The sequence below is a fragment of the Agrobacterium sp. 22-210-1 genome (assembly GCF_053522525.1).
On sequence record NZ_JBNWCI010000003.1, the window covers coordinates 567,878 to 594,435 of the forward strand.

At 61.1% G+C, this 26,558-nt stretch carries 22 protein-coding genes; 14 read left to right on the top strand and 8 right to left on the bottom strand.

What is annotated here, in order from left to right; translation table 11 throughout:
• Positions 1–3 precede the first annotated feature (3 nt).
• Complete coding sequence (gene pcaQ, locus ACQZ5F_RS20940) at positions 4–948, top strand: pca operon transcription factor PcaQ (RefSeq protein ID WP_052820640.1); 945 nt, start codon at positions 4–6, stop codon at positions 946–948.
• On the opposite strand, the gene pobA is transcribed toward pcaQ, so the two are convergent.
• Positions 942–2,114 carry a 4-hydroxybenzoate 3-monooxygenase gene (pobA, locus tag ACQZ5F_RS20945; protein WP_448730894.1) on the bottom strand — a complete coding sequence of 391 codons (1,173 nt, stop codon included), beginning with the start codon at positions 2,112–2,114 and terminating at the stop codon, positions 942–944. The two genes, pcaQ and pobA, sit on opposite strands and share 7 nt — an antisense overlap.
• A gap of 117 nt (positions 2,115–2,231) precedes the next feature.
• Between pobA and ACQZ5F_RS20950 the strand changes: the two genes are divergently transcribed.
• Positions 2,232–3,155 carry a helix-turn-helix domain-containing protein gene (locus ACQZ5F_RS20950; RefSeq protein WP_448730895.1) on the top strand — a complete coding sequence of 308 codons (924 nt, stop codon included), beginning with the start codon at positions 2,232–2,234 and terminating at the stop codon, positions 3,153–3,155.
• Here ACQZ5F_RS20950 and ACQZ5F_RS20955 read toward each other — a convergent pair.
• A complete protein-coding gene (locus ACQZ5F_RS20955; protein ID WP_046802011.1) occupies positions 3,125–3,886 on the bottom strand; it encodes an IclR family transcriptional regulator in 762 nt (253 codons plus the stop codon). The two genes, ACQZ5F_RS20950 and ACQZ5F_RS20955, sit on opposite strands and share 31 nt — an antisense overlap.
• Positions 3,887–4,025: 139 nt before the next feature.
• Here ACQZ5F_RS20955 and ACQZ5F_RS20960 point away from each other — a divergent pair, with 139 nt between their 5' ends.
• The 10 genes from ACQZ5F_RS20960 (at position 4,026) to ACQZ5F_RS21005 (ending at position 14,389) form a co-directional block, all read left to right on the top strand.
• The gene (locus tag ACQZ5F_RS20960; protein WP_448730896.1) at positions 4,026–4,733 is read left to right on the top strand and encodes a 3-oxoacid CoA-transferase subunit A; all 708 of its coding nucleotides are present in this window, start codon (positions 4,026–4,028) and stop codon (positions 4,731–4,733) included.
• The gene (locus ACQZ5F_RS20965; protein WP_046802009.1) at positions 4,730–5,425 is read left to right on the top strand and encodes a CoA transferase subunit B; all 696 of its coding nucleotides are present in this window, start codon (positions 4,730–4,732) and stop codon (positions 5,423–5,425) included. The genes ACQZ5F_RS20960 and ACQZ5F_RS20965 overlap by 4 nt, the downstream gene beginning before the upstream one ends.
• Before the next feature lie 24 nt (positions 5,426–5,449).
• Positions 5,450–6,655, top strand: coding sequence for a 3-oxoadipyl-CoA thiolase (gene pcaF, locus ACQZ5F_RS20970; protein ID WP_448730897.1), 1,206 nt, complete (start codon positions 5,450–5,452; stop codon positions 6,653–6,655).
• Between the two features lie 408 nt (positions 6,656–7,063).
• Positions 7,064–8,092, top strand: coding sequence for a LacI family DNA-binding transcriptional regulator (locus ACQZ5F_RS20975; RefSeq protein ID WP_448730898.1), 1,029 nt, complete (start codon positions 7,064–7,066; stop codon positions 8,090–8,092).
• 282 nt (positions 8,093–8,374) lie between these two features.
• Positions 8,375–9,316, top strand: coding sequence for a sugar ABC transporter substrate-binding protein (locus ACQZ5F_RS20980; protein ID WP_225244662.1), 942 nt, complete (start codon positions 8,375–8,377; stop codon positions 9,314–9,316).
• A gap of 152 nt (positions 9,317–9,468) precedes the next feature.
• Complete coding sequence (locus ACQZ5F_RS20985) at positions 9,469–10,377, top strand: sugar ABC transporter substrate-binding protein (RefSeq protein ID WP_448730972.1); 909 nt, start codon at positions 9,469–9,471, stop codon at positions 10,375–10,377.
• Between the two features lie 47 nt (positions 10,378–10,424).
• A complete protein-coding gene (locus ACQZ5F_RS20990) occupies positions 10,425–11,321 on the top strand; it encodes a sugar phosphate isomerase/epimerase family protein (RefSeq protein WP_448730899.1) in 897 nt (298 codons plus the stop codon).
• A gap of 10 nt (positions 11,322–11,331) precedes the next feature.
• The gene (locus ACQZ5F_RS20995) at positions 11,332–12,342 is read left to right on the top strand and encodes a Gfo/Idh/MocA family protein (protein WP_062653069.1); all 1,011 of its coding nucleotides are present in this window, start codon (positions 11,332–11,334) and stop codon (positions 12,340–12,342) included.
• Between the two features lie 8 nt (positions 12,343–12,350).
• Complete coding sequence (locus ACQZ5F_RS21000; RefSeq protein ID WP_448730900.1) at positions 12,351–13,136, top strand: TIM barrel protein; 786 nt, start codon at positions 12,351–12,353, stop codon at positions 13,134–13,136.
• 206 nt (positions 13,137–13,342) lie between these two features.
• The gene (locus ACQZ5F_RS21005) at positions 13,343–14,389 is read left to right on the top strand and encodes a LacI family DNA-binding transcriptional regulator (RefSeq protein ID WP_448730901.1); all 1,047 of its coding nucleotides are present in this window, start codon (positions 13,343–13,345) and stop codon (positions 14,387–14,389) included.
• Positions 14,390–14,639: 250 nt separating this feature from the next.
• On the opposite strand, the gene ACQZ5F_RS21010 is transcribed toward ACQZ5F_RS21005, so the two are convergent.
• The 6 genes from ACQZ5F_RS21010 to ACQZ5F_RS21035 are packed head-to-tail and all read right to left on the bottom strand — an operon-like array spanning position 14,640 to position 22,783.
• Entirely contained in the window at positions 14,640–15,689 is a 1,050-nt protein-coding gene (locus ACQZ5F_RS21010) for a carbohydrate ABC transporter permease (protein WP_137087804.1), read from the bottom strand.
• 2 nt (positions 15,690–15,691) lie between these two features.
• A complete protein-coding gene (locus ACQZ5F_RS21015; protein WP_004433473.1) occupies positions 15,692–16,687 on the bottom strand; it encodes a carbohydrate ABC transporter permease in 996 nt (331 codons plus the stop codon).
• Between the two features lies 1 nt (position 16,688).
• Positions 16,689–17,795, bottom strand: a complete 1,107-nt coding sequence (locus ACQZ5F_RS21020) for an ABC transporter ATP-binding protein (protein WP_448730902.1) — start codon at positions 17,793–17,795, stop codon at positions 16,689–16,691.
• On the bottom strand, positions 17,795–19,147 hold the full coding sequence (pglB, locus tag ACQZ5F_RS21025) for a polygalacturonase PglB (protein WP_448730903.1): 1,353 nt from the start codon (positions 19,145–19,147) through the stop codon (positions 17,795–17,797). The genes ACQZ5F_RS21020 and pglB overlap by 1 nt, the downstream gene beginning before the upstream one ends.
• Before the next feature lie 5 nt (positions 19,148–19,152).
• A complete protein-coding gene (gene bglB / locus ACQZ5F_RS21030) occupies positions 19,153–20,247 on the bottom strand; it encodes a beta-galactosidase BglB (protein WP_448730904.1) in 1,095 nt (364 codons plus the stop codon).
• A gap of 13 nt (positions 20,248–20,260) precedes the next feature.
• On the bottom strand, positions 20,261–22,783 hold the full coding sequence (locus ACQZ5F_RS21035; RefSeq protein ID WP_448730905.1) for a hypothetical protein: 2,523 nt from the start codon (positions 22,781–22,783) through the stop codon (positions 20,261–20,263).
• A 195-nt stretch (positions 22,784–22,978) separates the two neighbouring features.
• Between ACQZ5F_RS21035 and ACQZ5F_RS21040 the strand changes: the two genes are divergently transcribed.
• Positions 22,979–24,259 (top strand): ABC transporter substrate-binding protein, encoded by a 1,281-nt coding sequence (locus ACQZ5F_RS21040; protein WP_448730906.1) that lies wholly within the window; start codon positions 22,979–22,981, stop codon positions 24,257–24,259.
• Between the two features lie 253 nt (positions 24,260–24,512).
• Positions 24,513–26,495, top strand: coding sequence for a phosphatase PAP2 family protein (locus ACQZ5F_RS21045; protein ID WP_448730907.1), 1,983 nt, complete (start codon positions 24,513–24,515; stop codon positions 26,493–26,495).
• The last annotated feature ends 63 nt before the right edge of the window (positions 26,496–26,558 follow it).

Consider the following 26,558-nt stretch of genomic DNA (forward strand, 5'->3'; position numbering starts at 1 on the left):
GCGATGGTCGATCAGCGTATCAAGTTCCGCCACCTGCAGACCTTCGTGGAGGTGGCACGGCAGAAAAGCGTCATCCGTGCTGCGGAAATCCTGCATGTCAGCCAGCCGGCGGTGACGAAAACCATCCGTGAGCTGGAAGAGATTCTCGGCGTCTCGCTGTTCGACCGGGAAGGGCGCGGCATCCGCATCAGCCGTTATGGCGAGATCTTCCTGCGCCATGCCGGCGCGACGATGACGGCGCTGCGGCAGGCGGTCGATTCGGTCTCGCAGGAGGCGGCGCGCGCCGGTCCGCCGGTGCGGGTGGGGGCTTTGCCCACGGTTTCGGTGCGGATCATGCCGCAGGCGATGGCCGGGTTTCTGGCGGAAAAGACCGGCAGCCCGGTGAAGATCGTGACCGGCGAAAACGCCGTGCTGCTGGAGCAGCTGCGCGTCGGCGATCTCGACCTCGTTGTCGGCCGGCTGGCCGCGCCGCAGAAAATGGCGGGCTTTTCCTTCGAGCATCTCTATTCTGAGAAGGTGCGCTTCGTTGTGCGCGTCGGGCACCCGTTGCTGTCACCCGGTCTTTCGGTCTTCGACCACCTGCATGAATATCCGGTGCTGATGCCGACGCGGCAATCGGTTATCGGCCCTGTCGTCGAGCAGTTTTTGATCGCCAACGGCGTGCCGGCCCTGCCGATCCGCATCGAAACCGTGTCCGACGCCTTTGGTCGCGCCTTTTTGCGCACCAGCGATGCGATCTGGATCATCTCCGAAGGCGTGGTGGCGGCGGATGTGGCGGACGGCATTCTGGCGATCCTGCCGGTTGATACCGGCGATACCAGCGGCCCGGTGGGGCTGACGGTGAGAGCCGATACGCAGCCTTCGCTGCCGCTCTCGCTGCTGATGCAGGCTATTCGCGAAGCGGCGGGTGAGTTGCTGGATGGGAGGGCGGAGGCCACCTCTCAGTAAGGAAGCCCGACATAGTTCTCCGCAAGCGCGGTGGAAGCGGCGCGTGATTGCACGAGGTAATCCAGTTCCGCTTCCTGAATGCGCTGGCCGAACTCCCCCGTATCCGGGAAACGGTGCATCATCGTCGTCATCCACCAGGAAAAACGCACGGCCTTCCAGACGCGGGAAAGCGCCTTCTGCGAATAGCCGTCGATGCCGGTCTCTGACCGGTCGCGATAAAACTCGATCAGCGCCTCGCTCAGATAATACACGTCGCTGGCGGCGAGGTTGAGGCCCTTGGCGCCCGTCGGCGGCACGATATGGGCGGCGTCGCCGGCCAGAAACAGCCGCCCGAACCGCATGGGTTCGCAGACGAAGGATCGCAGCGGCGCGATGGATTTTTCAAAGGAAGGTCCGGTCACCATTTCATCCGCATGGTTTTCCGGCAGGCGGCGGCGGAGTTCATCCCAGAAGCGCTCGTCGCTCCAGTCTTCCGGCCGGTCATCCAGCGAACATTGGATGTAATAACGGCTGCGCGTGTTTGAGCGCATGGAACAGAGCGCAAAACCGCGCGGATGGTTGGCATAGATGAGTTCATGGTTGACGGGCGGCACATCGGCCAGAATGCCAAGCCAGCCGAAGGGATAGACCTTCTCGAATTCCTTGATCGCGCCATCAGGCACGGATTTGCGGCTCACCCCATGAAAACCGTCACAACCGGCGATGAAATCACAATCGATCCGGTGGGTTATGCCGTCTTTCTGATAGGTGACATAGGGGCTGGCGCCATCGAAATCATGCGGCTCGACATTGGCGGCATCGTAAATGGTCATGAGGCCCGCCGCTTCACGGACATCCATCAGGTCATGCGTCACCTCGGTCTGGCCATAGACCATGACTTTGCTGCCACCTGTCAGATCGAACAGATCAATGCGATGGTCGCGGCCGTCGAAGGTCAGCGAAAAACCATCATGCGGCAGGCCTTCCCGGTGCAGGCGCTTATCCGCGCCGACCTTTTCCATGAGATGCACCGTGCCCTCTTCCAGCACGCCGGCGCGGACACGGCCGAGGATATAATCCTTGCCGGCCCGGTCCAGAATGACGGTCTCGACGCCTTCTTTGGCCAGAAGCTGGCCAAGCAGAAGCCCAGATGGGCCGGAGCCGATGATGACGACCTGTGTGCGCATTGTTTCCTCCCGGACTTGTCTCCTGTCAGGAAATTGACCAAGGCGGGCCACAAGCTCAATGGACTTTCTGATCCGTAAATTGCACAATCCGACCATGAGGTGGAGGAGGGAGATAAGATGCGGATTGCTGCGAGTGAGGGGCTTTATGGCGAAGAAGCGGCACAAAGCATTGATTTTCGCTTCCATTGCGAGACGCTTTTTTCGAGAAGCAGCCTGCACCGTTTCGAAATCGGACTGCATCGCCACTCTGCCTTTCTGCAAATCTTGTACATTTTTGGCGGTGAGGGCGATGCGTTGCTGGATGGTCGCATCGAACCTATCCGCCCGCCCGTCGCCATCATCGTGCCGCCGGGTTTCGAGCACGGCTTCCGTTTCTCGCGCGATATTGGCGGGGTGATCGTCACCATGCTGCCGGGCGCGTTGCCGGCATCGGTGCAGGCGCTTTTGCTGCGCAATTTCCAGCAGCCGGTGCTTTTGCCCTTGCGGGACTTTGCCGAGGGAGAATGCCTGAGCCAGGGTTTCGAACGGATTTCCGCGGAATATGAGGCCCGCGAGATCGGCCGCAATGCGATGATCGAAGGCCAGCTGGCCACCGTGGTCACGCTTCTTTCACGGGCCGCGCGGCCGCTTCTGGAAGCGAGTGGCGAAGGCCTTGCCGGGCAGCGTTTCGAGCGGTTGCTGTCGCTGATCGCCCGCCATATTCGCGAGCCGCAAAAAGCCGGGTTTTATGCAAAGAAGCTCGGTCTGTCCGAGACCCATCTCAACCGTCTGGTCCGCTCGGTGTCCGGTCTCAGCCTGCAGCGGTTGATCGCTAAGCGTCAGATCGAGATCGCCCAGCAGGAACTGATCTTTACGGTTTCCAGCGTGCAGATGATTGCGGAAGGGCTGGGCTTTGCCGATCCCGCCTATTTCAACCGCTTCTTCAGGCGGGAGACCGGCATGACGCCGCGCGCCTGGCGGCTGGCCGAACAGCGCAAAATGGGCGATGCCGGCGCGCTGCAGATGCCGCCTCAGACCAGCATTCTCGCCAGTTCCCGCTGAACGGAAAGAAGCGCCGGCAAATATCGCTCCACCAGTTCCTCCATCGAGGCGGCCGAGGCGGCGAGCCCGACGTTAAGCGCAGCAACCGTCTGACCACGCACGCTTTTCAGCGGCACCGCGATGGAGCGAAGACCGGCTTCGACTTCCTGATCGATCAGCGCATAACCGCGATGACCGGTCACCTCGATTTCGGCGAGCAGGGCGTCGATGTCGGTGATCGTCTTTTCCGTGCGGGCGACCAGCCGGGAAGCTTCGAGAATGTCGCGCCGCCGCTCGGATGGTTGCGCCGAAAGAAGAACGCGGCCCATCGAAGTGCAATAGGCGGGCAGGCGCGATCCGGGCATCAGTGCAATGGACATGACCCGCTGCTGGGCGGCGCGGGCCACGTAAACGATTTCGGTCTCATCCAGAATCGAGACGGAGGTGCTCTGGCCGATCTCCTCTGAGAGATGGTCGATGAGCGGCTGCACAATCTTCGGCAGTGGCATTGTGGCGAGGCAGCCGGTGCCGAGCCGCAGCACCTTCGGCGTGACGGTGAAGAACTTGCCGTCATAGGCGGCATAACCAAGTTCTGAAAGCGTGAGCAGACAGCGGCGCGTCGTGGCGCGGTCCAGCCCGGTAATCTCGGCTGCATCGGAGATGGAAAGGCGCGGCCTCTCGGCGCTGAAAGCCTCGATCACACGCAACCCCTTGGCGAGACCGCCCATCATGTCTCTTTCGTTGACCGCCATTTTGCAGCTCCATTTGTGCGATATACGAACAAAAATCATATAACGCACAAAATCCTTGCCGTCGAGGTTGTTTCGGATTTACCTCATGGCCACGCAGCCTTGCCGGTTCCATCAGCTTGGCTGGATGGAGGTTTTGAGAATGGACAAGACAATCAAGAGTGCTAGAGAGGCGCTTTCCGCTATCGGCGACGGTGCGACGATCATGATCGGCGGTTTTGGCGGCTCCGGCGCGCCGATCGAGCTGATCCATGCGCTGATCGACAAGGGTCCGAAGAACCTGACGGTCATCAACAACAATGCCGGCAACGGCCGCATCGGCATCGCCGCTATGATCGACGCGGGCATGGTCAGGAATATGATCTGCTCCTTCCCGCGCTCTTCCGATCCGCGGGCCTTCACTGATCGGTATCTGGCCGGCGAAATCGAGCTGGAACTGGTGCCGCAGGGCACGCTTGCCGAGCGCATCCGCGCCGGCGGTGCCGGCATTCCGGCCTTCTACACCCCCACCGGCTTCGGTACGGAACTGGCCGAAGGCAAGGTCATCGCGGAATTCGACGGCCGCTCTTACGTGCAGGAACGCTGGCTGAAGGCGGATTTCGCCATCGTGAAAGCCGAGCTTGGCGATACCTATGGCAACCTCACCTACAACAAGGCTGGCCGCAACTTTAACCCGCTGATGTGCATGGCGGCGATTACCACCATTGCGCAGGTCTCGAAGATCGTCGCCGCCGGGGAGATCGACCCGGAGCATGTTGTCACGCCAGGCATTTTCGTGAACGGCGTCGTGGAAATCCCCGATCCGCAACAGGAAGAAGTCCTCATTCGCGCCGGAGTAGCCTACGCATGACCACGACCATCGACACCCGCGAAGACATCAAGCTTTCCAACGCCCAGATCGCATGGCGTGCGGCGCAGGACATCGAGGACGGCGCTTACGTCAATCTCGGCATCGGCTTTCCGGAAATGGTGGCACGTTACCAGCCGCCCGGCCGTCAGGCGATCTTCCACACCGAAAATGGCATCCTCAATTTCGGCGAGGCGCCGCCGGAAGGCGAAGAAGACTGGAACCTCATCAATGCCGGCAAGAAGGCCGTGACGCTGAAACCCGGTGCGGCCTTCTTCCACCATGCGGATAGCTTCGCCATGGTGCGCGGCGGGCATCTGGATGTGGCGATCCTCGGCGCCTATCAGGTGGCGCAGAATGGCGATCTCGCCAATTGGCGCGTCGGCTCCAAGGGTGTGCCGGCCGTCGGCGGGGCCATGGATCTGGTGCATGGCGCCAAGCAGGTCTTCGTCATTACCGAGCATGTGACCAAGAACGGCGAACCGAAGCTCGTTGAGAAATGCGCTTTTCCGCTGACCGGCGTCGGCTGCATCACCCGCATCTATACCAGCCATGCCGTCATCGACGTGGTGGATGGCCGTTTCGTACTGCGCGAAAAGCTGCCGGCGATGACATTTGAAGAATTGCAGGCCATGACCGGTGCGCCGCTCAGTGTGGATGGCGAGGTAACCGATCTCGTCGCACCGGAACTTTAAGGCCAGAACTCTAAGGAAAGACCGATGACCGAAGCCTATATCTGCGATTACATCCGCACGCCCATCGGCCGCTTCGGCGGCGCGCTTTCCTCCGTCCGTGCCGACGATCTCGGTGCGGTGCCGCTGAAGGCTTTGATGGAGCGCAATCCTTCCGTCGATTGGGAGGCCGTCGAGGATGTGATCTTCGGCTGCGCCAATCAGGCGGGCGAGGACAACCGCAACGTGGCGCGGATGTCGCTGCTGCTTGCCGGCCTGCCGGTTTCCGTAACCGGAACGACGATCAACCGGCTGTGCGGTTCCGGCATGGATGCCCTCATTACGGCCGCCCGCGCCGTCAAATCGGGCGAGGCGGAGCTTATGATTGCCGGCGGCGTGGAAAGCATGAGCCGCGCGCCCTTCGTTCTGCCCAAGGCGGAAAGCGCCTTTTCGCGCAATGCCGAAATCTACGACACCACCATCGGTTGGCGTTTCGTCAACCCGCTGATGAAGGCGCAATATGGCGTCGATTCCATGCCGGAAACAGGTGACAATGTCGCGATCGATTATCAGGTCTCGCGTGAGGATCAGGATGCCTTTGCCGTGCGCAGTCAGCAGAAGGCGGCTGACGCACAGGCTAACGGCCGTCTCGACAAAGAGATCGTTTCGGTGACGATCCCACAGCGCAAGGGCGATCCGCTTGTTGTCTCCAGAGACGAACACCCGCGTGCGACCAGTCTCGAAGCGCTGGCGAAGCTGAAGCCGGTGAACCGGCGCGGTGGCGCGACGGTGACGGCGGGCAATGCGTCGGGCGTCAATGACGGCGCGGCCGCGCTCGTCATCGCTTCAGCGGAAGCGGCGAAGAAATATGGTCTTACCCCCATCGCCCGCATCCTTGGCGGTGCCGCCGCCGGCGTGCCACCACGCGTCATGGGCATCGGCCCGGCGCCTGCCTCGGCCAAGCTTCTGGCACGGCTTGGGTTGAAACAGGAACAGCTTGACGTGATCGAGCTGAACGAGGCTTTCGCCAGCCAGGGCCTTGCGACGCTTCGCCAGCTCGGCATTGCCGATGACGATGCGCGGGTGAACGCCAATGGCGGCGCCATCGCGCTCGGCCATCCGCTCGGCATGTCGGGTGCGCGTATTGCCGGCACTGCGGCGCTCGAGCTTTCGCTGACCGGCAAGCGCCTTGCGCTCGCCACCATGTGCATCGGCGTCGGGCAGGGTATTGCCGTGGCGCTGGAGCGGGTCTGATCGTTTGGCGGCATTCGGCATCGTCAAAACGGTGCGAATGCCGCTGCCGCAGTTTCCTTACGTGTGAGAGTGGCCATTCAGGCTACCTGGCAGGCGATTTTCTCGCTCTGACACATCCCAGCCTCCTCATTCCTGTGCTTGTCACAGGAATCCAGTCGACGCGCGTCTGCGCGGCGAAAGGTCTCTCTCAGCCCAAGGACTTGGGCTGGCTGGATCTCTGTGACAAGCACAGAGATGAGGGAAGGAGCGTACTGGACCAGGCAAGTCGGCCTTGCGGCGCAGCTCTGGCCTGACTATTCCCTGATGAAGAACTCCATACCATATCCCTTCACGCATGTTGGATTCCATCATGATCCGTGACATGTTTTGAGAGACATGACAGGAATCTTTCCGTCTGCGGGAGCCAGCATGAAGCGTCCAACCATCACCGATGTCGCAAAAACCGCGAGCGTCAGCGTCGCCACCGTCGACCGCGTGTTGAACGGCCGCCTGCCGGTGCGAGAGGAAACCGCGCGGCGCGTGTTTGATGCGGCGGAGAAGATCGGTTTTCACGCCACCAACATCATTCGTCAGCGCATGCTGGCCGATATGCCATCCTACAGTCTTGGCATTATCCTGCGCAAGGAACGGCATGCCTTTTACCAGACCTTTGCCGACGAGCTCGAACTTGCGGCACGCAACATCCGGGATCGCCACCTCAATCTTCGCATCGAATTCGCCCAGTCCGGCGAACCGGGCGAGTTGGCGGCGCTTCTGGCCGGCATGAGGGGCCGTGTGCAGGCGGTCGCCGCCACTGGTCCGGACCATCACGATGTCACGGCCGCCGTCGAGGCGCTGAAAGCCAAGGGTATACCGACCTTTTCCCTGCTCTCCGATTTTGCTCAAGGCGTGCGGGAGGCCTATCTCGGCGCCAACAATATGAAGGTCGGGCGCACGGCGGCCTGGATGATCTCGCAACTGGCGCGCAGCAGGGGCAAGGTGCTTCTGCTTTTGGGTGGCCACCGTTTCCACGGCCATTCGCTGCGCGAAACCGGCTTTCGCAGCTACATGCGGGAATATGCGCCGGAATTTGAGGTGATGGATGCGCTGATCACGCTGGAGACGCGGCGACTGACCTATGAGCTTGTGATGGATACCATCGCCAAGCATCGGGATCTCGTCGGCATCTATTGCATCGGTGGTGGCATGGAAGGGGTGATCGAGGCGCTGCAGCAGGAAAACCGGCATGAAAACATCGTTTGCCTCGTGAATGAACTGACGCCCGAGTCCCGTCAGGCGCTGCTGGAACGGCGCATCAGCGGCGTTTTCCAGACACCGCTTCGCGAGCTGTGCGCAGACCTCCTTGCCACCATGGTTCACACCATCGAACACGGCATGGCTGAAACGCCGGGACAGCGCTTTGTGCCTGCGCATCTGTGGGTTCCTGAGAGCCTTTGATGGTTTGATGGATTCCATCATAAATCCGGTGTCCGTTTCTATCAGGCTTGATGGTTTCGGTGGTCTCTGACGCGTTGACGTCGGGGCCGGACTAGGAAATCTTGCCAGCGTGCGGAACGGGCAGGAGGCCGGACCCACACGGCATTAGATTATTTCAGGGCTGTTTGACGCTGCGGTTTTTCCTTCGCGGCGAAGGGCAGTTTTTGCCGGAAGGCGGTGGCGGCGCGATGCGCTCCAGCCGGCTCGACCGGTTCTTTTCAAAGGGGTTTGGAGGAGAACGACATGAAAAGACATTTCGCAATTGCAGCTTTTGCCGCGATGCTGGCAACGGGCGCGTCGGCGCAGACGGTCGGGGTTTCCATGGCCCTGTTCGACGATAATTTTCTGACTGTGCTGCGCAACGGCATGATCGATTATTCCAAGGGCATGAGCGGCGTATCGCTGCAGGTCGAGGATGCGCAGAACGATGTCGGCAAGCAGCTGAGCCAGGTACAGAATTTCGTCGCCGCCGGCGTCGACGCCATCATCGTCAATCCCGTCGATACGGATGCGACCGTTGCGCTTTCGCAGGCCGCCGCCGCCGCCGGCATTCCGCTTGTCTACGTCAACCGCCAGCCGGTCAATCTCGACAGCTTGCCGGACAAGCAGGCCTTCGTCGCATCCGATGAAAAGCAATCGGGCACCCTGCAGACGCAGGAAGTCTGCCGGCTTTTGAAGGAGGCGGGCAAGACGGAAGCCAGTGCCGTGGTGATGATGGGCGAGCTTTCCAACCAGGCGGCCCGCATGCGCACGCAGGATATCAAGGATGTGGTGGCGACGCCCGATTGCAGCTTCATCAAGCTTGTCGAGGAACAATCCGCCAACTGGTCACGCACTCAAGGCTCGGACCTGATGACCAACTGGCTTTCCGCCGGCGTTGAGTTCGATGCTGTCATTTCCAACAATGATGAGATGGCCATCGGCGCCATCCAGTCGTTGAAGGCGGCCGGCCGGCCGATGGATAGCGTCATCATCGCCGGCATCGACGCCACGCAGGACGCGCTTGCGGCGATGGCGGCGGGCGATCTGGATGTGAGCGTTTTCCAGAATGCCGCAGGCCAGGGCAAGGGTGCGCTGGATGCGGCGCTGAAACTCGCCAAGGGCGATGCGGTGGACAAGAAGGTCTTCGTTCCCTTCGAGCTGGTCACACCGGCCAACCTCAAGAACTATCAGGCCAAGAACTGAGCCATGGCCGTGCCCAGTCGGCTTCTCCGCTCCCGGGGAATGCCGCCAGGCTGGGCGAACGCGCCGGAGCCGGCAGGATGGCCGGCTCCGGCGACAAGAAATGAAGCAACCAGCGGCGATTTCCGCGGGAGGAAACCTTGAAAAAATTACTGATGGCGACGGCGCTCTGCGTCTTCGCGACACCGGCCCTTGCCGAGACCCGCATTGCGGTGTCCATGACGTCTTTCGACAATCCGTTTCTGACGATCCTGCTCAACGGTATCAGGGCCGAGGCCGGGCGCGATAAAAATATCGAGCTTCTGGTCGAGGATGCCCAGCTTGATCCGTCGAAGCAGCTCAATCAGGTGCAGAATTTCATCGCCAATGGCGTTGATGCGATCATCGTCAATGCCGTAGATGGTGATGCCACCACCGCGATCACCAAAGCCGCATCCGCCGCAAAAATCCCTCTCGTCTACGTCAACCATCCGCCGGCCGAACTGGAAACCGGCCTGCCTGATGGGACGGCCTTTGTCGGTTCCAACGAACTCGATTCCGGCACCATGGAAGCGGAAGCCGCCTGCAAGCTGATGGGCGGCAAGGGCAAGGCCGTGATCCTGATGGGACCATTGGAAAACCATGCGGCGCTGGTGCGCACCAAGGATGTCGAAACGGTGTTTTCCAAGCCTGACTGCAAGATCGAAATCCTCGAAAAGCAGACGGCGAACTGGAGCCGCACGCAGGCGCAGGACCTTGTCTCCTCCTGGCTGACGGCGGGCATCCAGTTCGATGCCGTCATCGCCAATAATGATGAAATGGCGATCGGCGCCGCGCAGGCGCTGAAGGCGGCGGGCGTTTCCATGGAGGATGTCGTGATTGCGGGCATCGATGCCACGCCGGACGGTCTTGCCGCCATGCAGGCCGGCGATCTCGACATTACCGTCTACCAGAATGCGACGAAGCAGGGCGAGGTTTCGGTTCAGACGGCGGTGAAGGCCGCTGCCGGGCAGGGCGCTGAAAAGACGCTCTGGGTGCCCTTCGAACTCGTCACCCCGGAAAACATGTCCGCCTACGCCAAATAAGCCGGGGCTTCAGCCCCGGTCCGTTTATCACTTCACTGGAAACAGCCATGAAACATACGCTCGATCCCCACATGTTCCGACACCTTTCGCTGGCCGAGACCTGCCGCAAGGTTGCCGAACTCGGCTATGACTACGTCGAACTTTCACCCCGTCCGGATTTCCTTTCCTGGTGGACCCGGCCGAAGGTCTATCCCGAACGCGTCGCCGAATTCAAAAAGGCGCTGAAGGACCATGGTGTCGGCCTTGCGACGCTGCAACCGATGTATCGCTGGGCAAGCCCCTATGCGGACGAATGGGAAGTGGCGATCGACAACTGGAAACGCGCCATCGAGATCGCCGTCGAGATGGAATGCCCGATGTTCGTTTCGGAATTCGGCCGCGGCGGTTCACCGGAGCGCAGCCTCAACGACCTTTCCGGCTTGCATCGTCCGGAAACCTGCGAAGCACAGTTCTTCCGCGCCATGGATATTCTGGTGCCGATCCTCGAACGGGAAGGGCTGGTACTGTCGCTGGAGGCCCATCCCGAAGACTGGATCGAGGAGATCGCGCCGGCCATCGACATTATCAAGACCATCAATTCCAAGGCGGTGAAGGCCTCCTTCATCGCGCCGCATACGTTCTTCTACGGGCCGGACATGGTGGCTAACCTCCGTGCCACCGAGGGCCATCTGGTGCATGTGCGCCTTGCCGATACCTATGACCACAACAAGTCGTCGCAGCTGCGCTACATCGTCAATCCCCCCGGCTCGAAGGTCAGGGTGCACCAGCATACCGATTTCGGCCAGGGCGAGATCGACTGGGAGACCTTCTTTGCGACGCTCGCCGACATGAAATTCGACGGCGTGCTGTCGAACTGCGTGTTTGCCTGGGAAGATCGTGTCGATGACAGCGCGCGTTTCATGCTCAGCGAAACCCGGCGATACGTCGCCAAATACTGGAAATGAGGTTTTTCAAATGACTGTCAGAATTGGTGTCGTCGGCACCGGCGCAATCGGGCGTGATCATGCCCGCCGTATCAACAAGGTTCTGGGCGGCGCGAAGATCGTCGCGCTGAGCGACGTCAACCGCGCATCCGCCGAGGCGGTCAAGAACGACATCGCCCCCGATGCCGTCGTTTTCGCCACCGGTGAAGAGCTGATCGCATCACCGGACGTGGATGCCGTGCTCGTCACCTCATGGGGTGCCACGCATGAGCAATATGTGCTGGCGGCCATTGCCGCCGGCAAGCCGTGCTTCTGCGAAAAGCCGCTGGCAACAACGGCGGAAGGGGCAAAACGCATCGTCGACGCCGAGGTGGCGCATGGCAAGCGGCTGGTTCAGGTGGGCTTCATGCGCCGTTATGACGCCGGTTACGTGGCGCTGAAAAGGGCCGTCGATAGCAAAATCGGCGCGCCGATCATGGTGCACGCCGCCCACCGCAATCCCACGGTTCCGGAGCAGTACGTTACGCCCATGGCGATCCATGACACGATGATCCATGAGATCGACGTGCTGCGCTGGCTGCTTGACGATGACTATGTTTCGGCGCGCGTTCTCTTTCCCCGTTCGGCGGCCAGAAGCCATGCGCGGCTGAAGGACCCGCAGATCGTCATTCTGGAGACGGCGAAGGGCACGATTATCGACGTCGAAATCTTCGTCAACTGCCACTATGGCTATGACATCCAGTGCCAGGTGGTGGGCGAGGACGGCATTGCCAGCCTGCCGGAGCCGATGTCGGTGCAAACGCGCCTCGGCGCCAAGCTGCAGAACGACATTCTGACTGACTGGAAAGATCGCTTCATCGCCAGCTACGATGTGGAGTTGCAGGACTTCATCCATGCGGCGGCGAAGGGCACGGCATCGGGGCCCAACTCCTGGGATGGCTACGTCGCCGCCATCACTTCCGACGCCTGCGTGGCCGCGCAGGAAACGGACGGGGCAGCCGTCGAAATCAAACTTCCCACCCGTCCCGCCCTTTATCAGTGAGGTCTTTCATGCGTTTCGCCATCAACCATATCTCCGCGCCGAAGCTCTCCCTTGAAGGGTTCTTCGCGACAGCCCGCGAACTCGGGCTCACCGAAGTCGAAATCCGCAACGACCTGCCTGATATCGTCGGCACGGTGGAGCCGGCGGCCGTGAAGGCGGCGGCCGAAAAGGCCGGCGTAACGATCATCTCGATCAATGCGCTTTATCCCTTCAACGTCTGGTCGGGCGACCTGCCTGCGCGGGCCGTCGCGATGGCCGATTATGCGGCGGCAAGTGGCGCGAAAGCGCTGGTCATGTGCCCGCTCAATGATGGGACGCCAGTGTCTTTTGACGATCTCGTCACGGCGCTGAAGGCCATGAAGCCGATCCTCGAAGAACGCGGCCTGACCGGCTTTGTCGAGCCACTCGGCTTCCCGGTATCATCACTGCGCACCAAGTCCGAGGCCATCAAGGCAATCGACGCGGCCGGCGGCGGCGATGTCTACAGGCTGGTGCACGACACCTTCCATCATCACCTTGCGGGAGAGACCGAATTCTTCCCCGAACGCACCGGCCTCGTGCATATTTCCGGTGTGATCGATCCTGCCGTCTCCGTCGCCAACATGCTCGACGCCCACCGCGTTCTGGTGGATGGCGGCGACCGGCTGGAAAATATCGCCCAGATCAGGACGCTTGAGGCGGCCGGTTACAGAGGGCCTTACAGCTTCGAGCCCTTCGCGACGGAAGTGCACGAGCTGAAGGATCCGGCAGCTGCCGTGAAGGACAGCATCGACCATATCTCCCAGGCGCTCTGACCGCCTCGCCGCCCGCGGTTCGCCGCGGGCGGCGTTTCTTGCGGGAGATTAAAAACCCAGAGAAATCAATTCCGCATTTACGGATGATGCTGTAATCTTCCGGCGACGAGAGAACAGCAAACAGGCACGGGTATTTTTCAGATCGACTGCGTGGGGCAGGCTTTCTGCCCGCACCGTCCGAAGTAGAGTGGTTGAATTTCCCCTTTATGAAAATAGACAGGAAAACGACGCTTAAGGACGTGGCGCGGGAGGCGAATGTTTCGCTGAGTACCGCTTCGCATGCCCTCAATGGCACCGCACCCTTGACCACGCAGGTTCGCGAGCGGGTGCTGGAAGCGGCCCGGACGCTCGGTTATCTCGAAAACCGCCGGCAGAAGGCGACGATCGCCACTCTGCGTGTCGTGTTGCTCGCCATGACCAATGATGCAGCGCCGCAGAGCGATCTCAATATGGTCAGCTGGACGATGCTGAACGGCTTCCGGCGTGAATGCGAGAAGCGCGGCATTCGCATCGTTCCCTTTGTCAGCACGACGAGCCGGCTCGATCCCGTTACCGTCGCGGAGGCTGCCGATGCCGACAATGTCGATGGCATCGTGGTCCTGAATGATGACAGGGCGCAACTGGTCGAGGCGCTGTCCGCGCTTTCCAGGCCGGTGGTCTTGATCAATGGCGAAGACCCGGCCATGATCGTCGATACGGTGACGGCCGAGAACCGTTTTGGTGCGCGGCTTGGTATCGAGCATCTGCTCTCACTCGGGCATCGCAACATATTGCATGTCACCTGGAAGGGCCGCACAACGATCCGCCGCCGTTATGATGGTTATAGCGACGCGTATCTTGCGGCAGGCCTGACAGTTCCGGCCGATATGGTCGTCGAGGTGGAAAGCTACGAGCCAGAATGGGGCGAGGCCGCCATCCGCCGCCTGCTGGCCGAGACACGCCCGCTTCGAAACGCGACGGCGATCTTCTGCGCCGCCGACAATCTGGCGCTCGGCTGCCTGAAGGCGTTGACGGAAGCCGGTATCCGCGTTCCCGATGATGTCTCAGTGCTTGGTTTTGACGATATTATGCCGGCCGCCTTCAGCGCGCCGCCGCTCAGCACCATACAGTTGCCCGCTGACAGGCTGGGCGGTGCCGCCCTTTCACTTTTGGAACAGCGGCTTGTGGCAGCTGATCCCACCCGACCGGCGCACCGGCTGGAACTCGGCTGTCGCCTCATACTAAGGGGCAGCATCGCTCCGCCGCCTAAATAGGATCGTCGGCCCCTCTGCGGGCTGGTGGAAGAATGCCTGTTGGGCGACTAATTTTCTCGCCGTCATGCCAGACTTGATCCGGCATCCAGCCGACGCGGCTCTCTCGCGGCGGAAGACCCCTTCAGCCCAAGGACTTGGGTTGGCTGGATACCGGCTCAAGGCCGGTATGACGGGGTGGAGAGGTCTCGGTACTACATCATCCAATAGTCGAAGCGGCTATGCTTTAAAGCGAGCATCCTCAAACCCCGCCTCACTTCATGCCTGTCCCGGCAATGCCTGTCGTGATGTAACGCTGCAGGAACAGGAATACGACGGTGACAGGCGCCAGGCTGAGGAAGGTCATGGCGAGGATATAGTGCCATTGCACCGAGAACTCGCCCTGGAAGGCATTCAACCCCACCTGCAGCGTGAAGTTTTCACGGCTGCTGAGAACGATCAGTGGCCAGAGGAAGTCGTTCCAGCGCCAGAGCACCGAGAAGATGGCGAGAACCGCAAGCGCCGGCGCCGTCAGCGGCAGGATGATGCGCCAGAAGATGCGGAATTCGCTGGCCGCATCGACGCGGGCCGCCTCGATCAATTCGTCCGGAATGGTCAGCATATATTGCCGCAGCAGGAACACGCCGGTCGGCGTCGCGACCGTCGGGATGATGACGCCCCAGAGATTGTCGACGAGGCCGACGCCGACGATGACGAGATAGGCGGGCACCATGACGACGGTGAGCGGGATCATCAGGGTGGAGATGATCAGCACGAAGATCGCCTTCTCGCCACGGAAGCGGTATTTCGACAGCGCGAAGGCGGCCATGGCGTTGACGATCAGCGTCAGGACGGTCGCAACGAAGGTGACGAAGACCGAGTTCTTGAGGAAGGTCAGGAAGCTGAACCGGGTGAGCGGATCGGTGAAGTTCTCCGTCGCGATGGTCAGTTTCTGGACGGGAGATATTTCCCGCGTGTCGACGCTGACGGGTGGGCCGGGATTGGCGGGGTCCACCATCTGGGCTTTGAGGCCGATGCGACGGACCATGGCCATCTCCCGCTCCATGCCGTCGATGGGGGCTTTCCACAGGCTGAGCGGTTTGTCGTAACCCTGCACCTCCACCTGCACGGCGGCGCGCGGCAGAAGGCTCGGCGGAAACCGGGTGATTTCGGCTTCCGGTTTCAGCGATGACATGGCGGCCCAGACGACGGGGATGAGGACGGCGAGCGTGCCGCCAATAAGCCAGACCCATGACAGGATATCGGTGAGGCCGATGCGGCCGGGGCGGCGGGTGCGTGTGAGGAAGGAGACGGCGTTGGACATGGTCAGGACTCCATCTTTTTGCCAAGGCGCAACTGCACCAACGTCAGCGCGAGAAGCACAAGGCCCATCAGAACCGATGCGGCGGATGCAAGGCCGAACAGCCTCAGATCGCTGCCGAAGGCCATCTGGTAGATATATTGCACGACGAATGTATTGGCTGTTCCCGGTCCACCACCATTGGTGAGAACCCACGCTTCATCAAATATTTGCACCGATCTGATCATCAGAAGGATTAGCACGACCAGCAGGTTGGGCCCAAGCAGCGGCAGGGTGATGCGCAGTAGGGTGCGCCGGGGCGAGGCGGCGTCGATGGCGGCGGCTTCATAGAGGTCCTTCGGGATGGCCTGAAGGCCGGCCAGCAGGATGAGCGTATAAAAGCCCATATGGAACCAGACGGAGACCACCACGACAAAGAACCGCGACCAGCCGACATCTAGCAGGAAGATTTCCGGCGGCACGCCGAGCATCTGGAAAAAGGCGTTCAGCAGGCCGTTGCGGTCGAGGAACCATTTCCAGATGAGGCCGATGACGACAGGCGACAGCAGGACCGGGTAAAAGAACATGGCGCGGAAGAAACCGCGCGCGGCAATCGCCCGGTTGAGGATGAGAGCGGTGATGAGCGCGACCAGCAACGTGGCGATGACGTTGAAGCCGACGAACCACAAAGTGTTCCAGATCGCCGTCCAGAACAGCGATTCCCGGCAGCTTCCGGGGTCCATGTAGCTCTGGCAATCCAGCAGCTTGCCGAAATTTTCCAGCCCGACAAAGGGGCGGTCGGTGATGAGAAGTTCGGTGCCGCCGGTGAAGGCGTAACCGACGGCAATCGCAATGGGCAGGAAGGTGAAGATGCCGAACAGGACAAGGTTCGGCATCAGGAAGATATAGGGCATGCGCCTTTTGCCGATCAGCCGCTCGATGAAGTTGAGCGGCACTTCGGCAATCGCCATTACGGCATCGAGCGCACGGTCGGACAGTCTCGCAAGCTTCGGATTGGCCATGCTAACCCCTCCCTTCGCTGTCGAGGCGCGGCAGCGCCAGTTCGGTGGCGGGATCGAAGACGTGCACCTTTTCCCGCGTTGGCATGATCTTCAGCACCGAGCCGGAAGCGGGGGCGAAATGGCCCGCCTGATGCACGATGACCTGCTCCTTCTCTCCCTGAAGATTGCCATAGAGATAGGTCTCGGTGCCGAGGCTTTCGTGATACTGCACCTCGAAGGGCAAGCCGGCATTGTCGGAGATGGTGAAATGCGAGGGGCGAATGCCCGCGAGAACCGCCTGCCCGGGGCTGACGGTTGCCGGATCGATGAGGCAGGGCAGGGACACGCCATAACCGGCGTCGATGGCGATGCCGCCGTCACTGCCCTTGGTGATGGTGCCCTTCAGCATGTTCATGCGCGGCGAGCCGAGAAAGCCGGCGACGAAGAGGTTGCGCGGATTGTCGAAAAGCTCGAGCGGGCTGCCCACCTGCTCGATGCGTCCGGCGCGCAGCACCACGATTTTGTCGGCCATGGTCATGGCTTCCACCTGATCGTGGGTGACATAGATCATCGTCGTCTTGATATCGCGATGCAGGCGGGTGATTTCGGCGCGCGTCTGCACGCGCAGCGCCGCATCGAGGTTCGACAGCGGCTCATCGAACAGGAAAATATCGGGTTCGCGCACGATGGCGCGACCGATGGCGACGCGCTGGCGCTGGCCGCCGGAAAGCTGTTTCGGCTTGCGGTCGAGATAGGGTTCGATGGCGAGCATGCGCGCCGCCTCGTTGATGCGGCTTTCGATTTCCGCCCGCTTGAAGCGCAGGTTTTCCAGACCGAAGGCAAGGTTCTTGCGCACGCTCATATGCGGATAAAGTGCGTAAGACTGGAAGACCATGGCGATCTTGCGCTCGGCCGGCGACAGCGCGCTGACATCGCGCCCACCAATGCCGATGGTGCCTGACGTGACATCCTCAAGGCCGGCGATGATGCGCAGCAGCGTCGATTTTCCGCAGCCCGAAGGGCCGACGAAAACGACGAACTCCCCGTTCTCGATCTGAAGATCGATGTCATGCAGCACATGAACGGCGCCGAACGCCTTGTTGAGGTTTTCGAGTTTCAGACTTCCCATCACCTGCTCCCTTCGGACAAGTTCGTCATCGCGACGATCTCTTGTTTGTTCCAGCCCTCGGGCAAGGGCATCGTTCTTTTAATGGCGACATCACGCGCCGAAAATCCCTCTACGCCGGCAAGGTAAACCGCAGGCATTCCGCCGGGATAATCCTCCATTCCGACGATCCTGCCCTCAGCATCCTGCGTCCAGGCATTGGCGCGGCCGGCGGCATGGGGGCTCGGCGCAATATCCGCATTGGTTGGGCGCAGATCGTATTGCAGGCCGGTGCCGAGCTTGCCCGGCTGCTGCGACAGCATGATGCGCTCCAGCCGGACATTGTGAATGCCGGCCTTCGATGTGGCGACGAGGTTGATCGCCCCTTCCATGGAACCGCTCAGATCTTCCACGACCAGATTGTCCACGCTGCCGGCCTGACGCTCGGGGCGGCGGTCGACGACGGTGACGGTGACCGCTTCACCCGAACCCCAGAAGCCGCCCGGTGTTTCGTGGCACTCGGTCTCGATTCTTGAAAAGCGGATGTTGCGCATCGCGCCGCCATCGCGGGAGAACAGGCCGACGCCGCGATTGGACTGGACGATTTTGCAATCCTCGAACGCGACATTGGTGAAATCGCCGAAGGATTCCGTGCCAAGCTTCAGCGCGCAGCTCATGCTGGAAACGGTGCAGCGGCGAACGGTGATATCGGCGCAGGCGCCGACCGCCTTGCCGTCCAGCCCGGCGCTGGTCTTCAGGCAGATGCCGTCATCGGCGGTCGAGATAAAGCAATCCTCGATCAAGGCGCGCCGGCAGGCATCGAGCACGATGCCGTCCGTATTCGGCAGACGGCGGTCGTTTTCGACGCGCAGATTGCGGAAATGAAGGTCTTCGCAATCGACCATATGCAGCGTCCACATCGGCGAACCACTGACGGACAGGTTTTCAAGGCGCACGTTGCGGCAGCTTTCCAGCACCATCACGCGTGGGCGTTTTTTCGCCGGGACATAGGTACCCATGGCCTTGTCGTCGCCGACGATGAAGTTTTCACCGCCGGCCTCGATGCGGCCGGGACCGGTGACGGCGATATTGCTTGCGCCGCTCGCGATGATCATGCCGCGATCGGAGTCTTCGGCAATCACCGAAACCCGGGTGAGGGCGTAGGCGTTGTAATCGGAAACGGGGGCAAGCACCGCATCTTCAGCAAGGTGCAGTTCCACGCCGCTTTTGAGATGGAGGCCGGCGCTGACATGACGCCCGGCCGAGAGAGACACGCGCCCGCCGCCTGCGGCTGATACGGTATCTATAGCCTGCTGGATGGCCGCCGTGGCATCAAGGCCACCCGCCACGACTGTGATATCCTGACTGATGTTCATGATGCTCACGATGCCTTTGGCCTTTTCAGAAAAACGTCGATCAGGAGCAGCATCGTCAGTGCCTGCCCGTAGGGCGTGGGCAGATTGGGAATGCGGCGGTAGAAGTCGAGATCGTGGCCCATCGGCGTGCCGTCGGAAACGCCGTGGACGACGCCTTCATCGTCGATATTGCCAAGCACCGCCTTCAGCGCGCGTTCCGCATGCGGCCTGTTCTCCTCGCCGAGAATGCCGGCCTCGATGCCGCGCAGAATGCCATAGGCGATGCCGGCCGTCGCCGATGTCTCGACCGGCGAGTTCGGGTCATCAAGAAGTGTGTGGAACATGCCGTCCTCGCGCTGATATTGCCTGAGCGACCGCACCTGGCTTGCCAGCACATTGGCGAGGAAACGCCTGTCCTTTTCACCAAGCGTCGGCACCAGTTCGAAGAGTTCGGGAATGGCGACGGTGATCCAGGAATTGCCGCGCGCCCAGAAGGCGTCCGCGAAATTATGGCGTCCGTTGAAGGTCCAGCCGTGATACCAGAGCCCGGTGACGGGGTCCGACAGATAACGCGTATGGATCATGAACTGGTAGACCGCCTCGTCGATCCAGTCCTGACGTTTGCAGACGACGCCGGCGCGGGCGAGGAACAGACATGCCATGAACAGCGTGTCGTCCCATAATTCGCCCTCATTCAGCCGCTCCTTGACGACATGCTGGAAGCCGCCATCTTCGGTTTTCGGCAATTTATGCACCAGCCAGTCGGCCCAGTCTTCCACCAGCACCCGGAAATCCGGCCGGTCGACATGTTCGGTGAGGATGACAAGCGGCAGCATCGGGGCGGAGCTGTTGATCTGGCGCGGCGGCAGGCCGCGCTCGATCTGCCAGCCATACCATGTCACGAGGTCGTCCAATGCCTTCCGGTCGTTGGCGGCGAGCGCCCGGCGCAGGAACCCGTAAAGGCCCACACCCACTTCCCAGTCCCATTCATCGAACTGGATCTTGCCATCGGAACTGCCGCTGACCAGACCTTCCTGAATGCCCTTGAGGCGGCTGAAGGCGGCGGCGACATTGTCGATCGTCGTCCTGAGAGTGTCTTTTTCCATGCTTGGCTGGTTCATCTGTCAATTCCGCTTAGGAGTAGAATGGTTGCGCCGCGCCACCCGATGCGGGATCGGCACTGTCGAAGGTGATTTCCGGCTGGGGCTGGTCGTGGTCGAAGGCCATGGCCTGCCCGCCAACGGTGAATGCGCCGTCCCAGGTGAGGGTAAGCTCAGGTCCGCCCGGCGGCGTGACCGAGAGCAGGCGGCTTTCGGTATCGAAGGTGATCTGTGTGGCGAGTATTCTTTCCCGAAAACGGGCAAAATCCGCGACATCCCCGCAGCCGATGATGCCGATCCAGCCGGCGCGGCGGCCGGGCGATCTGATTTCGCGATTGGCGGTGGCGCCTGCGGTGATGGGCTGAAGCCCGTTCGTCGCATAAAGGGCGGCAAAGCCGCGGCCCGAGCGGGTGATGAGCCAGTTGCCCTCCACCAGCACCTCGTCCAGCCCGTCGCGGCCGAGATAGGCATGGGTCCAATCGTTGCGGTGATCTTGCGTATCGAAGATCAGCATCGCCAGATCGCGATGTTGCGCCACGCGCGGCAGGATGCCGCTTCCCGCCCAATAGGAGGGGCGTTGCGTGCCCCACGGATCGTCCTCGCCCGGGTGGTTGACCCAGAGCCGCGCCATCGGGTGGCCGGCAAGCTTAATGTCCATGACGTGCTGCTGGTGGCCCTTGCGGCCGGTCTTGTGATCGACAACGGTGGAAAGCTGGGCGGCCTCGTTCTTGAAGAGCACGAGCTTGCCGGGCTCCAGCCCCTGCGCATACCGCGCCTCGACCACACGGCCGGTCTCCAGCTGTGAAAGGGCGGCGAGATGCGCCGGGGGCAGGTAATCGCCGCAGCAGAACATCGGCAGCGAGGCGACACCATTGTTCAGCCAGCCCTGACCGAAGGCGACCTCTGCAAAGGGCGCCAGTTCTGTCAGCGGCCCCGCGCGCAACTCCTTGTCATAGGCTCTGCCCTGCGAGCCGGAGGGAACGCCACCGAGCGTATGGAGCGCGATCATTTCGAAGATGAGATCAAGCTGGTAGCGGGCGCGGACGGCAAGCTCCGGTCCCGCCCAATGTTCGATGGCGAGAAGGCCGATGAAATCCACGGGGTAATAGGCGGCCGAATTCCATTCGGCCAGCCCGTGCGCCTCGACGCTGTCGAACCAGCGCTCCAGCCGGTCGGCGGCCAGCGCCGCCTGTTCTCTGCCGGTGCGGCCGGAGGCGGTGAAGACGGTGTCGGGCAGATAGTGTCCGGCGAGCAGTTGGCTGGTGTGGAAGCAGAGAACATGGTTCTCGCTCCAGAACCACATGACGTCATTGCCCGGCTCGTCCACCCAATAGCGATAGCCGAGGATCGAGGCGTTGATCCGTTCCAACATCTCTTTCGGCAGGCGGTTACCATAGGCGCGTACCAGCCAGAGAAGCGGTATCATGACGAAATCGGAGCAGTCCTCGCGCCGGTCGATCGAGCGCAGCGTTGCGTCAACAATGCCTCCGATCGTCTTGATGTCATCGCTGCCGGTGGCGACCATCGCCAGCGCGCGGCCGATGCGCCAGGCGCCAAAACGGGCGCTGAAGGACAGGGCCGCCTTTTTTCGCTCGTTAATATCGGCATTGGGGGCTTCCGGCGCGATATCATGCATGAAGGCTGCGTCGATAAGGCGGGTTACTGTTCCCGCTCCCGAGCCCATGGTGATTTTTACGCCGTGATACCCGTCCGAAATGCCTGTTGTTTCGGGGATTGTCAGCGTGGATTGCCCGGCCTTCAGCACGGTGTCCACGTCCGCAAGCGCAGCGCGCTCATGCCCATGGCTTTTGACAGCGATGTGCACAGGCAGGTCGCTCGCAGGGGCTGCTCCGAAGACCAGCTCAAGGGCCGTGCCGCAAAACACGTCGCGTGCCGGGCGAACATCGCGCACCAGCGCGGCAAGACGCTTTGTTTCTTCCCGGTCGAGCGGCACGGGCAGCACGACGGTCAACGGTGCGGCGTCGACAACCTCAAGCTCGAAGAACCAGATGATGTCGCGTTCCGCCAGATCCTCGCAGAGCAGCAGCACCTCGTTGTCGCCGGCCGCAAGGTCGAGCACCACGTCGCGGCTGGTTTCGACATTGCGGATGAAGGGTTCGAAGCGCACCTGTTCGATGCCATTGAGCCATATGCGGACACCGCCGCAGGTACGCAGCCGAAAATGTACCTGCCTTGCAACTTCACTGCGGAAAGTGCCCTTCAGCCAGCGTTGGACATGGGTGGGAACATGCCAGAAGCCGGTGAATTCGACACGGCGATTGGAGCCCGGCAGGTTGAGGTGTGACACCGCAAAGCCAGTCTCGGGCGCGACGTCGCGGCCGATCATGGTCTGCTGGAAGGCCTTGCGGCAGGGCAGGTCGCCCACATCCACGAAACCGTTGATGAAGCGATAGTTCACGCGGTCTTCGGCGGGGGCTGCGGTGCCGGGAAATGACGCCTCCACTAGATCGGAGACGATCCAGGCAGTCACCGTTTCGCCGTTTGCGACGGTATATGTCGGCTGCGACGCGTTCGCCGCAAATGGTCCATCCGTCATAATGGATCGCCTCCCTTCGATCTTTATAAAATTATTTTCACAATTCGATTTTCGCTTTTTCGCGTCGATTTGTGCGATTTACGTAAAACAAGCAGCTTGACGTTTATTCTGTCAAGCCGCAAAACAGGATAAATCGAATTATGCAGAGGAGCTTTCGTTCGATTTATGAAAATATTTTCATTTGGGAGGATGAGCATGATGAAATTGTTTTCGGGCGTCAGCGCCCTGGTAATTGCCTCCGTTGCCGGTCTTGCGGCCGCGCAGGCCGAGACCCGCACGATCACTTTCCTTTTTACGGATGACGACCAGGGTTACGTGCAGCGCATGGCCGAACTCAGCAAGGAGTTCGAAGCGGCCAATCCGGGCGTGAAGGTCAATTTCGTATCTTCGGGTTATGACGCTGTTTCCAAGCAGCTGCCGGTGCAGCTGGCGGTGGGCGAAGGTCCTGACATCGCCAAGATCACCGACTGGCAGCTTGCACCCTATTATCTCGACATGCGCCCCTATATGAAGGATGCCGAAGCCTTTGCGAAGCTGCACGGCTCCAGCCTCAACCAGCTTCGCCTGCCCAATGTCAACGATCCGCAGTCGATCAACGGTTACATGGCGTCGCAGACGCTCAACCTGCCCTTCGTCAACAAGACGCTGTTCGAGCAGGCAGGCGAACCTTTGCCTGGCCCGACCGCGAAATTCAGCGAGATCGTCGAGGCTTCCGCCCGTGTCGCCAAGGCAACCGGCGTGCAGATCCCCTTCACCATGGACCGATCCGGCCACCGCTTCTCCGGCGGCGCCTTTGCTTACGGCGCGACCTATGTGAAGGACGGCAAATTCAGCTTCCCGGATGACGCGGCCAAGAAATATATCGCCGATATCTATTCATGGACGCAGAATGGCAGCTTCCCCAAGGAAATGTGGGGTGCCGCCGGCGGCTCGCAATACAAGAACATGGGTGACGAGTTCGTCAACGGCAATGTCGTGACCTATCTGGCCGGCAACTGGATGGTCAATCCGTTCCAGAACAAGATCGGCGACAGTTTCGAATGGACGGCTATCAATGCGCCCTGCGCCGATGCCGGGTGCTACGCCATGCCCGGCGGCACCGCCGTTGTCGGCTTCAAGCGCACCAAATATCCGGAAGATGTGGCTCACTTTATCGAATTCCTCGGCTCGGAAAAGGTGCAGCGGGAAATCGCCGAGAACTACGTCATCCTGACCGGCGCGGAGATTGTCGATCCGCAATACAAGCTGAAGAGCGAAGACGCCAAGGCGGCGATGAAGGTCTTCCTCGACAACAAGAAGAACGTGCCGCAGGCAGCCCGCGATTTCGAACGCGCCAAGGGCGGCAGCGCCATGTATCAGCAGATCGTGCAGCGCATGAGCCAGCTGATCGTCGGTGAGTTGACGCTCGACCAGACCTATAAGGTTCTGGAAGATGACGTCGCCAAGATCAACGAGGCTGTCGCGGTCAAGAAATAACGACCCGATCGTCCGCCGATGGCGGAATGATGAAGCTTTCGAACGATATGCCCGGAGTGATGCTTCGGGCATATCACGCCGTATCTTTCCGAAGGCGGCGCATTTTCGCTGGAGGAACTGCCGCAGGGAGCCGTTCCCGGCGACCCATCGAAAAACTGAAATACGCTCCGTTTAAACCTGATGACGAGGCGCGCGGGAAACCGTGCCGCCTGTTTTCGTCACGCGTCAATCGCTGCAAATCATAGGATTCGTCATGGCCAAACTGAAGATGTCGTCTTTTCCGTCCGCACGCTCTACCCTGCTTGCCTCCGTCGCATTGCTGGTTCTTGTCCCGAGCGCACAAGGGTTCGATCGCAGCGGTCCAGCGGGTCAGGGGTTTGCCATCACGGTGCCGGAGCCTGCCGCGACCTATCCGCTGCCACTTGCCGATAGTTATCGCAACCAGACCGGCAAGAATGAAAAGGGCGAGGATGTCCGCGCTTATGATGACCGGGACAATCCGATCATCGAAATCCTCTCCGGTTTCAACCGCATCTGGACGCTTGGCGATGAAAAATGGGCGGATGGCGGCGCCAATGGCGATGGTCCCTCGGATTTCAGCCATGCGAAGATCGTTAATCTCGCTGTCTGGCAGGAAAACATGCGTTACGTGCTATCAGTGACCGGCGAGAACCGCACGCGCGCTGCCGCTTTCGAAGCCTATATGAACGACCGGCGTTCGCAGGGTTACAGCGTCATTGACGGCATGGGGCCGCTCGCCGACTGGTATCGCGAAGGAGCGGGCGCGACGACGACGATTAATCACACATTGGCGGATTTCGACCCGAACGAGGTCATCGCCCGCAAGGAAGACGACAAGGGCTCCGAGGCGGGTGCAGCCGATAGCGAGCTGAAGGATTTTGTCGCCTTCATGAAGGTGATCCGTGGCCCGGAGGGCACGACCTCGCCGGCGAAATATTTCTATTCCACGCCACGGCCGTGGCGCATGAACGACAAGGGCGAGGTGATCGAAACCGGTAAGGAAACCATCGGCGACCGCACCTTCGAAAGCTATGACAGCGACGCCGGCGTTGTCGTTCCGGCGCTGAAATATGCCCGGGAAAATCGCGGCCGCGCCAAGGATGGCGGTTTTCCGAGCGGGCACACCAACGCCGCCTATCTTGCCGCCATTGCTTATGCCTATGCCGTGCCGGAGCGTTTTTCCGAATTGCTGACGGCGGCTTCCGAACTCGGCGAGAGCCGTATCGTCGCTGGCATGCATTCGCCACTCGACGTGATCGGCGGCCGCATCACCGCAACGGCGATGGCTGCGGCCATGTTGCAGGACCCGAAAAATGCCGAGGTGAAGAAGGCCGCGCATGCGGCCTTGCAGGCCTATTTCGCCAAACGTCTGCGGCAGGGCCAGTCGCTCATCGATTTCGCCCATGGCGCAAAGCCGGATGTCGACCAATTTGCCGATGCGGCGAAGAACGGGGCGGATTATCGCAGGCGCATGACCTTTTCCTTCAGCCGCGACAAAGCCGTGGGCGATGCGCCGATGGTGGTGCCGAAGGGGGCCGAGGTTCTGCTGGAAACGCGCCTGCCTTATCTTGATGCCGCAGAGCGGCGCGCCGTTCTGTTCTCCACCGGCATCGAGGCGGGTTATCCGCTGCTTGATGATAGCAATGGCTGGGGTCGTATCAATCTGGTTGCTGCCGCCGGTGGTTACGGTGCGTTTGATGGCGATGTCGAAGTCACGATGGATGCCGCCGCCGGCGGCTTCAACGCGGCAGACCGTTGGACGAACGACATTGCCGGGGCGGGACGGCTCGTCAAATCCGGTAGTGGGGCGCTGACGCTCAGCGGCAATAACAGCTATGGCGGTGGCACAATTCTAAGGGATGGCACACTGGTAGCGTCGTCTGCCGATGCGCTTGGGACCGGCGGCGTGCTGGTCAGCGGCGGCACGCTTACGCTCAAGGCCGGCAAGGATGTCGCCATCGGTGGTGATTATACGCAGTCGGGCGGCACATTGGCGCTTGATCCGCAAAAGGCTGCTCTTCGCGTTAAAGGCAATGTGGTGTTGGACGGCGCGACCCTGAAGCTTGCTTTCGATGGCGGTGCACCGGCTGCCGGCACGCGCCTCGATGTGATCGCCGCCAATGGTCTGACCGGGACATTCGCCACGATTGATGCGGGCAATGTAAAGGTGCGACCGGTCTATACTGGCTCGGCACTGTCTGTGGTGATCGAATAGGCATGATGCAATGATAGAGGCCGCCGCAACCCTCCGGTTACGGCGGCCCCAGATAGATTTGCA